Annotated in this window: 9 protein-coding genes and 1 pseudogene; 5 read left to right on the top strand and 5 right to left on the bottom strand. The window is 72.6% G+C overall.

Annotation, left to right across the window (positions count from 1 at the left end; genetic code table 11):
* Positions 1–551: 551 nt before the first annotated feature.
* Positions 552–1556 carry an alpha/beta hydrolase gene (locus tag FREUN1FDRAFT_RS04250; RefSeq protein ID WP_050795730.1) on the bottom strand — a complete coding sequence of 335 codons (1005 nt, stop codon included), beginning with the start codon at positions 1554–1556 and terminating at the stop codon, positions 552–554.
* Between the two features lie 204 nt (positions 1557–1760).
* Between FREUN1FDRAFT_RS04250 and FREUN1FDRAFT_RS04255 the strand changes: the two genes are divergently transcribed.
* The 5 genes and pseudogenes from FREUN1FDRAFT_RS04255 (at position 1761) to FREUN1FDRAFT_RS04275 (ending at position 5406) form a co-directional block, all read left to right on the top strand.
* Positions 1761–2030, top strand: coding sequence for a hypothetical protein (locus FREUN1FDRAFT_RS04255; protein WP_006538711.1), 270 nt, complete (start codon positions 1761–1763; stop codon positions 2028–2030).
* 276 nt (positions 2031–2306) lie between these two features.
* Entirely contained in the window at positions 2307–2885 is a 579-nt protein-coding gene (locus FREUN1FDRAFT_RS04260) for a TetR/AcrR family transcriptional regulator (RefSeq protein ID WP_006538712.1), read from the top strand.
* Between the two features lie 110 nt (positions 2886–2995).
* Entirely contained in the window at positions 2996–3730 is a 735-nt protein-coding gene (locus FREUN1FDRAFT_RS04265; protein ID WP_006538713.1) for an SDR family NAD(P)-dependent oxidoreductase, read from the top strand.
* Between the two features lie 168 nt (positions 3731–3898).
* Positions 3899–4239: pseudogene (locus FREUN1FDRAFT_RS44925) on the top strand (cytochrome P450); the annotation flags it as partial.
* A gap of 207 nt (positions 4240–4446) precedes the next feature.
* A complete protein-coding gene (locus tag FREUN1FDRAFT_RS04275; protein WP_006538715.1) occupies positions 4447–5406 on the top strand; it encodes a class I SAM-dependent methyltransferase in 960 nt (319 codons plus the stop codon).
* A gap of 7 nt (positions 5407–5413) precedes the next feature.
* Here the strand turns inward: FREUN1FDRAFT_RS04275 and FREUN1FDRAFT_RS04280 are convergent, their stop codons facing one another.
* From FREUN1FDRAFT_RS04280 to FREUN1FDRAFT_RS04295, 4 genes are all read right to left on the bottom strand, one after another.
* Positions 5414–5842, bottom strand: coding sequence for a nitroreductase family deazaflavin-dependent oxidoreductase (locus tag FREUN1FDRAFT_RS04280; protein ID WP_006538716.1), 429 nt, complete (start codon positions 5840–5842; stop codon positions 5414–5416).
* 205 nt (positions 5843–6047) lie between these two features.
* Positions 6048–7073, bottom strand: coding sequence for an LLM class flavin-dependent oxidoreductase (locus FREUN1FDRAFT_RS04285; RefSeq protein ID WP_006538717.1), 1026 nt, complete (start codon positions 7071–7073; stop codon positions 6048–6050).
* A 79-nt stretch (positions 7074–7152) separates the two neighbouring features.
* Positions 7153–7917, bottom strand: coding sequence for an RsiV family protein (locus FREUN1FDRAFT_RS04290; RefSeq protein WP_006538718.1), 765 nt, complete (start codon positions 7915–7917; stop codon positions 7153–7155).
* 494 nt (positions 7918–8411) lie between these two features.
* Positions 8412–11042 carry a WD40 repeat domain-containing serine/threonine protein kinase gene (locus tag FREUN1FDRAFT_RS04295; RefSeq protein WP_006538719.1) on the bottom strand — a complete coding sequence of 877 codons (2631 nt, stop codon included), beginning with the start codon at positions 11040–11042 and terminating at the stop codon, positions 8412–8414.
* Positions 11043–11179 lie beyond the last annotated feature (137 nt).

Consider the following 11179-nt stretch of genomic DNA (forward strand, 5'->3'; position numbering starts at 1 on the left):
CCGCGGGCACGCCGAAATCACGGGTGAAATCCGGCACCTGGTCAGGGTCGGTCCAGGTGTGTGATCGTCAGGGCTACCGTGACGGTTACCTCCCTCCTGGATGTCAGGCCCGCTGGGAAACCGCTTTCCGAAGGTGAGGATAGAATGAGATCAAGCGCTTGCGCAAGATTCTCCCTGTCTCCGGGTTCCATGCCCGGCGCGGAGGGATCGCATCTCGCGGTGCGGTGTGACACGTCGTGACCGGACGATGTCGTGAGGGTGCTGGCCTGTCGTCGTGGCGGCCATCCTCGGGCTCTTGTGTGGCCCCGTTCAACGACCGAAATCGGCCGATCTTCGAGTCGCTACTCGAGTTGTCGGCTGCTGCCGAGCAAGATCCGGGCGTCGAGGTCGCCGGGGAGCGTTGACCGCGGTCGGCGCGATTGTGTGACAGCGCGGCGCGCCCGCGGGGGCCACCGGCCACCGGCGAGATTGGCCAGATCCGGCCTGTCCGGCCTGTCCGGCCTATCCGGCGAAGGACGAGGTCGTCGGGGCCTTGGCGGCCGTCCCGGGGCCTATCGGCCGCGGGCCCAGGCTGAGGCGGCGAACTGCCGCATCTGGGCCAGTCGCTCCCGGTCCTCCGGGGCGGTTCCGAGGAAGCCGCCGTGCCCCGCGGCCTCGAAGACATGCAGCTCGGCCTCGAGGCCTGCCCGCAGCAGCGCCCGATGGAAGCGCACCGTGTCCGACAGCAGGAGATCGCGGGTCCCGCTGAGCAGGATGGTCGGCGGAAAGCCCTTGGCCAGATCGCCGTGAAGCGGCGAGAGGTAGGGATCGCGCAGGTCGTGGCCGTCGGCGTAGAGCAGGAGCGCCTGTGAGAGGTCCCGGTCGAGGATGGAGTCGATCCCGTGGTTGGTGTGGAACGTGTCGCCCCAGATGCTGAGGTCGACGACCGGCGTGTTCATCACCGCGGCGGCCGGTAGCGGCAGGCCCTCGTCGCGGGCGCGCAGAATCGTGCTCGCGACGAGCGACGCACCGGCGGAGGATCCGCCGAGGACCACGTCCTGTGGCCGATACTGATCAAGTAGTGCCCGGTAGGCGGTGACGCAGTCGGTGACCGCGGCCGGGTATGGGTGATCGGGCGGCATGCGGTAGTCGACGGACCACACCCGGGCACCGATCCACTGCGACGTGTTGTACGTCCGTGCCCGGCAGACCGCGCCACCGCCCTGCACGAAGCCACCACCGTGGAAGTCGAGGTAGACCCGCCGGTCGTCGCCCGCCGCCCCGACCGGGACGATCTCGTATACCGGGAAGTCGCCGAGGTCGATGTCGCGGATCTCGGTACCTGCCGGGATCGGGGAGGCTCCGGCCGCGGCGAGCGCGGCCTGGTCGCGTTCGGCGATCACCCGGCGCCAGCCGTCGACGTCTTCGAGCGCGGGCCACCGCGTCGCTGGGGTTAGTACCCCCAACCCCAGCATCGCCTGCGCCTCGGGGCTCACGCTCGCCGGTACCGGCACGACCCGCTCGGGGACGCGCAACGCAGGCGGCAGTTCGTCAGGTCCGACCGCCCGAGTGCTCATGGCGCCACACTGCCAGCAATTCGGCGCTCGTGTGTCCTCCAGGGCTCCGGCGGTCATGGTCACCCGCGACGCGGCACCGCGGAACCGCGGCGATGCGGAACCGCCGCGACGCGGCACCGCGGAACCGCCGCGACGCGGCACCGCGGAACCGCCGCGTCGGGTGCCGCGGTACCGGCAGCGACCCAGGACGTCGGCTACTTCCTGATGGGCGCGCTGACGACGCCGGACCGGCGGGACCACGAGACCGACCTGCTGCGGCACTACCTCGACGCGCTCGACCTGCCGGCGGACGCCCGTCCGTCCTGGGAGTCGTCCTGGCGCCGCTACCGAGCCAGCGCCGCCTACGGCCTCGCGATCTGGCTGTCGACGCTGGGCACCGACGGCTGGCAGCGCCACGACGTCTCCCTCGCACTGGTGGGGCGCTACGCGACGGCGTTCCGCGACCTCGACGCGGAGGCAGCCGGCCAGCCGTGATCTCACCGGCACGGGATGCGCGCGCACCGCGGCCGATCCGGCATCATCGGTGCGATGGCAGTAAGCCGCGTACGGGTTCGACCGGCATCGGCCGGTGACGCGACGCCGCGGAAGGATCTGGTGGTCGTTGACCGTGGATGGGCCTGAGGCAGAACGGCCGTCGGAACAGCCGGCAGAGCGTCCGGCAGGGCAGCCGGTGGAGCAGCGGGTGGAGGGGGCCCGGGCCCGGGCGGTCGCCGTCACTACGAGAGCCCGCTGCGCCGCCAGCAGGCCGCGGTGACGCGGGATCGCATCCTGGCCGCGGCGACCGAGATGGTCCACGGCTTTCCGACCTGGGACTGGGGAGCCCTCACCATCCGGGCGGTGGCGCGCCGCGCCCAGGTGAACGAGAGCACCGTGTACCGCTACTTCTCCAACGAGCGGCGCCTGCGCGACGCGGTGATGCGTCGTCTGGAGCAGGAGGCCGGGGTCGAACTCGAAAGGCTCCGGTTGGAGGAGTTCGGCGACGTCGTCGGGCGGATGTTCGCCTACCTGTCCTCCTTCCCGGTGGCCCAGCCGCCGCCCGAGGATCCGACCTTCGCCGACATCGACGAACGCCGGCGCCGCGCGCTCATCGCCGCCGTCTCCGACGCCGCCGTGGACTGGCCGGACGAGGAGGCCGAGCTGGCCGCCGCGATGCTGGACGTCTTCTGGAACGTCTCGTCCTACGAGCGGCTGACGGTGACCTGGAAGCTGGATCCCGAACGCGCCACCCGCGCCGTGAACTGGGTCATCAGGACGCTGGACGCGGCGGTCAGAGCCGGCGACGGGCCTGGCTGCGGCCCCGGCGAGGCGAGTTCCGCGGGCGGCGGGTGATGACAGCCCGGCGCGTACGCGGGCGGGCTGGGCTGTCGGCTGAGTGGTGATGACTCGCCACGGGTGACGCACGACGGGCCGGCTCTGACCGGTTCCGATAGGAAATCCTCATGGAACTTGAGGGAAAGACCGCCCTGATCACGGGCTCCACCGGAGGCATCGGGCGGGAGACGGCCAGGCTGATGGCCGCGGCCGGCGCTCGGGTCGTCGTGACTGGTCGTGACGCTGCCCGTGGAGCCGCTCTCGTCGAGGAGATCGCGGCAGCCTGTGGGTCGGCCCGGTTCGTCGCGGCAGACCTGGCCGACCCGGCCGGGCCGCACCGTCTTGCGTCGCTCGCGGGCCCCGTCGACATCCTGGTCAACAACGCGGCCGCGATTCCCAGCGCGCCGACGGTGTCGCAGGACGTCGAGTCGTTGGACGCGGCGCTCGCCATCAACGTCCGCGCGCCCTACCTCCTGACCGCCGCACTGGCGCCCGCGATGGTCGAGAAGGGCGCAGGCAGCATCGTCAACATCAGCACCCTTGCGGCGCGGGTCGGCATGCCCGGCTTCTCCGCCTACGGGGCGACCAAGGCCGCGCTGGAGTCGCTGAGCCGTGCCTGGGCAACCGAGTTCGGCCCGGCGGGCGTCCGCGTGAACACCGTCGTGCCCGGACCGACCGGCACGGACGCACTGGTCGCGGCCACCGGCGCGGACGGCCTTGGCCGGCTCGCGCGGAACACCCTGCTCGGCCGGCTCGCGACACCCCACGAGATCGCCGAGACGGTCGTGTTTCTCGCCTCCGATCGCACCCGGTTCATCACGGGCGCGACGATCGCGGCCGGAGCGGGCCGGCCCGCGATCTGATTCCGGCGCCGAATTGGTGCGAGACTCCATGCATCGATCCGCTATGCGCGCTTTGCGCCGGTAGGTGCGTACGTCTCGGTGCTCAGGCGCCGCGTCCCGTCGAGGCACGGGCCGGGCTGGCCAGGCTGGTCCGGCCGCTGCTCGGCATTCCCGAGACCGATCAGGAAGCCATCCATCGGCCGGTACGTCACCCGGGACGTCGAGCTCCACGGCAGACGGTTCCCGCCGGCAGCGCCATCCTGTTCATCGTCGGCTCCGCGAACCGGGACGAGTCCCGGTATCCCGACGCGGACCGCCTCGACCTGCGCCGTCGGATGGGTAACCAGCTCACCTTCGGGCTCGGCGCGCACTACTGCCTGGGCGCGGCGCTCGCCCGGCTCGAGGGCCGGGTGGCGATGGAGGAGATCCTGCGCCGCTTCCCGTCCTGGGACGTCGACTGGGAGACCGCGAAGCTCGCCCAGACCTCGACCGTCCGCGGCTGGGAGTCGCTCCCGATCACGATCGGCTAGCCTGCGGGTGCCGCGCCCTGCCGTCGGGGTTCGCCGAGTTGACGGGGGCGCGGGTCTGACGCGTCATGGAGGTCCGCCCGGTTGCTGTGCCGGCGGCGCGGCGGCGGGCCTGCGCGGCGGGGTGGCCGGGTGACCGGGTGGCGGGGTGGCCGGGTGGCCGGGTGGCCGGGCGGGCCCTAGGCGGGACGAGTCGATTGGTGGTGCGGGATGAAGGCTGCGGAGGGCAGTCGCACGGCGGTGCTCGTCTGCCAGGGGAGGGCGGCCGCGGACGGCCTGACCGCCGCCGGCCGCTTCGCCGACCCGCTCGCGGCGCACCTGCTGCGCGGCGAGGAACGGCGAACGGTCGAGCAGGTGCGTGCCGGCAAACCGCCCGCCGGCTGGCCCGACCGCATCGACTACGAATCGGTGCGGGCCTGCGCCACGATCATCGTGCCGCGGGTGATCGCTATCGACGACGCGCTGCGCGACCATCCGTCCCCGCAGGTCGTGCTGCTCGGCGCGGGCCTGGACGATCGCGCCTGGCGGATGCCGGAGCTCGCGGGCAGCGTCGTCTTCGAGGTCGATCATCCGGCGTCCCAGCGGGACAAGCGGGAGCGGCTCGCCGGCCTGGGGCAGCCGTGGGTGACGGGCCCCGGAGAGATCACGCGGCCCGCCGGGCCCGCGGGGCCCGCGGAGCCGGTCCGGTTCGTCCCCGTCGATTTCGCCCGGGACCGGCTCGGCAGCGCGCTGGCCGCCGCCGGTCACCGCGCGGACGCGCCGACCACCTGGATCTGGGAGGGAGTCGTCCCCTACCTCACCCGGGCCGAGGTCGAGCGGACCATGGCCATCGTCGCGGCCCTGTCCGCCCCCGCCAGCCGACTGATCATCAACTATCAGGCCCGCCAGGTCCGGATCGCGATCGGGCAGTGGATCGCCCGGGTGATGCACACCCTGGCCCGGCGGCACAGCATGTGGGTGAGCGAACCGTGGCGCTCCTACTGGACGGCGGCGACGATGTGCGATCTCCTCGGCCGGCACGGCTTCACCGTCCGGCGCGACGAGGACCTTCTCGCCATCGCCGAGCGGCTGGACACCCCGACCTCCCGCCGCAACTCACTGCGCAGCGGCCGGGTCGTCGTCGCCGACCGCCCGGCAGTGAACCCGGGTCTCGCGGGTATCCGGGAGTGAGGCTCGCTCAGGAGCGTTGCAGGGCGAGCACCGGGATCGTCCGGATGCCCGCGGCCTTCGTCTCGTACTCCGCGAACCCCGGGTAGCGGCGCGCCTGCTCGGCAAACACCTGGTCGCGTTCGGTGCCGGTGAGTTCCCGGATGCCGACCTGGTACGTCTCGGCGCCGCGCTCGATGGTCGTCGCACCGGCGGACGTCAGGTTGTAGTACCAGTCCGGATTCGACGGCGCGCCGGCCTTGGAGGCGAACACGTAGATCGTGTTGGTATCGGTATCGTCCGCCAGGTACATCATCGGATTGACGTATTCGCGACCGCTCTTGCGGCCCCGGTGATGCACCAGCACCATCGGGGCGCCCGCGAAGTTCCCCCCGACCTTCCCCGCGTTCGCCCGGAACTCGGCGATGATCTGTGCGTTCCAGTCGTTTGCCTCGGCCATCCCGACATCCCCTCCGGTGTCCCTGCGTCTTTGGTGTGCCTGCGTCAGCTGGCCGCCGCGCCAGCCTGCCACTGAGTGAGCTTCCCGCTGCCGGGCGGCGCAAGACAGACGCGCCACCGGCAGGGCTGGGTACAGGGCGGTTCCGCGGAACCGCGCAGAACCTGCCCGGGCCCGGGCTCGGGCTCGGGCCCAGAACCAGGCCGGCCTAGGCCGCGCGGCGCCAGGCCTCGGCGAGCGCGGTGAAGCTGGCCTGGCGCCGGGCCCGGTCCAGGCTCGGGGTGACGACGACGATCTCGTCGGCCTGGGCCTGCTGCTTCATCTCCAACAGGCGGGCGGCGACGGCCTTCGGCTCCCCGGTGACCATCCGCCCGTCGTCGCGCCGCGCCGCCCGGAACCGCTCGGAGCGGGCGAAGCCGTGGACGTCCTCGGGCCGCAGCGGTTCCCGGACACCGCGGCTGATGTTCTGGATGGTGAGCGTCCACGCCGCCTCGAAATCCAGCGTGGCCTCCTCGTCCTCGCTGGCGAAGGCGAGCACGGACATCGCCGAGTACGGCCCGTCGCCGTCGCCGTCGCCGCGGGCGGTGAACTCACGCCGGTAGGCGCGTAGCGCGTCGAACGCCAGCTCGGGGCTCATGTGATGGGCGAACACCGCGCTCAGGCCGTTGACGGCCGCGAAGCGCGGTCCGTACGGGCTGGAGCCCAGCACGAACAGTTCGGGCCGCTCGTCGACCACCGGCGCCGCGACCAGCCGCGCGTACGGATGATCGGACGGGAAGCCGTCGCCGAGGAACGCCAGCAGCTCCCCGACCTGGTGGGGGAACTCCGCGCCGGCGTCGGCGCCGCCGCCCCGGCGCAGCACGTGCGCGGTCAGCGGATCGGTGCCCGGAGCCCGGCCGAGCGCGAGGTCGATGCGCCCGGGGTACATCGCCACCAGCGTTCGGAACAGCTCCGCGACCTTGAACGACGTGTGGTTCGGCAGCATGATCCCGGCCGCGCCGACCCTGATCCGGGAGGTGAACGCCCCGACATGCGCGGTCAGCAGCTCCGGGGCGCTGCAGGCCAGGCTGTGCATGTTGTGGTGCTCGGAGACCCAGTACCGCCGATATCCGGCCGCCTCGACGGTCTGCGCGATGCTCACCGCACCCGCGATCGCGGCAGCCGGGCTCTCGCCGTGCTCGATCCCCACGAAGTCGAGCACGGCCAGCGGAAGGGATTCGTCGACGTCGCTCACTCGTAGTGTCAATCCCGCCCCGCCCGGAGGCATTCCCCGCGGGAGCGCGGCATCTCGGCTCAGGCGTACTCACAGGTGCTCAGGAGCGCAGGATCTCGGCGAGCTCGGGCCGGACGAGGCCGTCGAGGCTGCTCCACGGGACGAGGACGCTCTGCGGACCGAGCACGTACGGCAGCTCCGTCACGATCACCACCAGGCCCTTCGGGTTCACGACGAACTGCTGGTAGTTGGCCGGCAGCGGGTCGGTGACCCCGCCCGTCGGGCCGTCCGGGAACCGCCGCTCCAGCTCGGGCCGGACGACCGACTCCAGCCGGCGCAGGCCCGCGTCGGTGGAGGTGAAGACGTCCTCGATGGTGACGCGGTCACCGGTGCGCAGGTCGAAGACCAGGCCACTGGCGAGCTCGCTGGGGTGCGCCGCGCCGGGCGGGTAGCGGTCGCCGCCGAAGGAGAGCGCGAGCACCCGCGTGCCCACATGCGGATCGCCGGCTGTCAGGGTGAGGGTCTCGTGGGCGGTGTGGGCCTTCTCCTGGTCGACGTACGCGGCGATGGCCACGTTCACCCGGCGCACGACCGTCGCGTCAGGACCAGTCAGCACCGGCACGGCCGCGGTGTAGCTGGCGTTCGGCTCGATCGACCCCTGCTCGTTCCTGACCGTGATCCGATAGGCCGACGGTCCGCCCGGTGCCCTGGTGGCTGGGGAGCGCGGCTGATCCGCTGGTACGACCGGTGGTTTCTCGCGTGCGGTCGGGTGTGCGCCGGCGTGGCTGCCGGCGCTCTTCCCGCTGCTGCTTCCGCTGCCGCTGCTCGGCTGGCAGGCGGTCAGCAGCGTCAGCGGAGCCCCCATAAGCAGGACGCCGACGACTGCGGCGGCCGCCGACCCGCGGGTTCGGCGACGGACCAGGCGGGGAGCGCGGCCGGAGCCGGGCCTGGGGCCGGTACCGGTCCTGTCGTCCTGCTGACCTCGAAACGGTGAAATCCTGATCACGGCCACATGGTGGGCCCGGCACCGTCGTTTGGTCTGAAGCCAACACGACACCGGGCCGGTCGGCTTTCCGACTCCGAGCGCGATTCGCCGTGCGGGCCGCCGGTCACCTTCGGCGCGATGACGCGTTGCCAGCTGGCACCGGTTTCCCCGGTCGGAGCGGCAGACTTGTTTCGAGAAGCGTTCCGGCTGAGGCCCGTGCCGTGGGCCTTTTCCATTCGATGATGAGCATGTGGCAGAATTCCGAGGTTCTGCGGCAGGAATTGGCGGCAGCTCCGATTCTTCATCGGCGCATTCTTCTGATTGTTTTTTGGTCCGGTCCGGAGGTCGATCGGGGAACGGCGCCGGGCGTTGCGTCAGGAGCACGGCGGGTCGAAGGTCAGGTCCCGGAAGTAGGCGTGCCACTCCTGCGTGGTGATCTGGTTCGCCGGGTCGGTACAGGCGCGCTGCGCGAGGGCCTCGGGGTCGATCGTCCACAGCCTCGCCGACGTGTCGCCGCTGACGGAGACGACGGTCCGCGCGTCGGGCAGGAACAGGGCCGCGTTCACCGCCTTCGCGTGCCCGCGCAGGTCGGTGAGCGGCACCGGGCTGGCCGGCACCGAGACGTCGGTGAGCCGCACGGTGTCGTCCTCGCTGGCCGAGATGAGCAGGCCGCCGTCCGGGCTGAACCCCACACTGGTCACCCCTCCGAGGCCGCCGGGAGTGGAACCGAGGTCGGCCGTGCCCGTCGCCCGCAGCGCCCACAGGTGCACGGACCCGTCGAGCCCGCCGGCGGCGAGCGCCGAACCGTCCGGGGAGAAGGCGACCGACTGCACCGTCCGTCCGGCTCCGGTGTCGCTCCCGGCACCGCCGCTGCCGCCACGCAGCGTCGCCGACACCGACGGCCGTGTCGGATCTGCGACGTCCCACAGCCGGACGGTGCCGTCGTCGCCGCCGAAGGCCAGCAGCCCGCCGCGCGGGGAGAAGGCGACTGACCGGATGCCGGCGGTGGCACCGTCCGCCGCCCAGCGCCGCAGTGGGTCGGACGGGTCGGTGACGTCCCACAGGGCGATCTGGCCGTCATCGCCGCCCGACGCGAGGATCTCGCCGCTCGGGGCGAAGGCCACCGAACGGACCCGGTCCCGGTGGAACGTGATGCTGGCCCGGGAGGCGGGTCGCGCGGGATCGGCGACGTCCCACAGCCTGATGTCGCCGTCACCGACGCCGGCGGCGAGCAGGTCCCCGCCTGGGCTGAACGCGACCGAGTACACCCAGTCACCGACCCGCGAGATGGTGCCGGCGTGGACAGGGACCGAGCGGTCCGCGAGATCCCACAGCTCGATCGTTCCCGCGTCCGTCCCGGCGGCGAGCACTCTGCCGTCCGGGCGCAGCGCGGCGCTGAGAACACGAGTGCCGAGCGCGACCGCGAGCGGGTCGACATCCGTGGCGAACAGGCCGATCATCGCGCTGCGGGTGGCCATCGACCCAGGTGCCGCCTGGTAGGCCGCCAGCGCGAGCCTGCGTGCCAGCGCGCGGTCGTCCGACTGCAGGCGCAGCGCCTTCGTCGCGACCTGCCGCGGAAGGCCGGCCGCTGCCGATTCGTCACGACGGGACCCGACGATGAGCACGACCGTGGCGACGATGACCGCGACGACCACGGCGAGCACGCTGATCCCACGCCCACGCCCACGCCCACGGGCCCGCTGACGCCCAGGCCCAGGCCCAGGCCGACGTCCCGGCGCCGGCCTGCGGCCCGGGACGTCACCGTGGCCGCTCCGTGGGGCGGGGCCCGGGTGGATCACCGTCGGCAGGGTCACGAAGGTCTCCGGCGCGGACGGGCGAGCCGTGGCATCCGCATCCAGGTCGTTGTCCAGGTCGTGGCCCGAATCGTGCTCGATGTCCGGGTCCGGGTTCGGGCCCGCCGCGGGGTCCCGGCCCACATGCCGGCCCACCTCCGGGTCGGGCCGTGCGGTCGTGCCCGGCGGCGTCACCGGGGATCCCGGCGGTCCGGCGGCGGAGGGCGTGCGGGGGGTGACGGGCTCCACCAGAGCCGTCACCTCGTCGAGCGGCGGTCCCACCGGCGGCTCGGACTCGATCATGTGCAGGTCGAGCAGCCGCGCGTAGAGCTGCTCGGCGGTGGGCCGCTCGTGCGGCGACCTGCGCATCGCGTCCTCGACCAGCGGCCGCAGGGAGTCCTCGAACCCGTCCAGCTCCGGGCTTTCGTTGACCACCCGATAGAGCAGCGTCGCCGTCGGCCCGCGACCGAACGGGTAGTGGCCGGTGGCGGCGTAGAGGAGCACCCCACCCCAGGCGAAAACGTCGGCGGCGGACGTCACCACATCGCCGCGGGCCTGCTCGGGCGCCATGAAGGCCGGGGTGCCCACCAGATGCTCCCGGCTGAGATCCGACGCCGAGTCGAGCGCCCGGGCGATGCCGAAGTCGATCACTTTCGGGCCGAGCCGGGACAGCAGGATGTTGCCCGGCTTGAGGTCACGGTGCACGATCCCGGCCCGGTGGATCGCCATCAGCGCCGTGGACATGCTCGCGGCCAGCTGATGCAGCTCGGCATGGCTGAGCGGCCCGCGCGCCCGCACCGACTCGGCCAGCGTCGGCCCGTCCACGAACTCGGTCACCAGATATGGGACGTCCCCGGTGACGTCGACGTCGAGCACCGCGGCCGTGCAGAACCGGGCGACCCGCCGCGCGCTGTCCGCCTCCCGCTTGAGCCGCGCCCGGAACTCCGGCCGGCTGGCCAGGTCGGTGCGGATCAGCTTGACGGCCACCTGGCGGCCGGCGGGGTCCACACCCAGGTGGACAGTGCCCATCCCGCCCGCGCCGAGGCGGCGCACCAGCCGGTACCGGCCGACCTCGGTCGGGTCGGTGGTTCCCCCGGGCCCGCCGGTTCCGCCGGTCGCCCGGGACGAGGACGAGCCCGCGGACGACGGACGGTTCGGGGACGCCGGTGGGTTCGGGGACGCCGGTGGGTTCGGGGACGCGGAGGAACTCATCGTCATCCGTCGCGGCCGGCCGTGGTGGAGGTGGAGGCCGCGACGCCGGGAGAGCGCCCGTGCCGCGGTGCTGCCTGCTGGTGCACGGCCAGGCCGCCGACGGCCAGGCAGAACAGCAACAACAGCGACGAGGGGGA

The organism is Parafrankia sp. EUN1f (assembly GCF_000177675.1).
GTDB lineage: Bacteria > Actinomycetota > Actinomycetes > Frankiales > Frankiaceae > Parafrankia.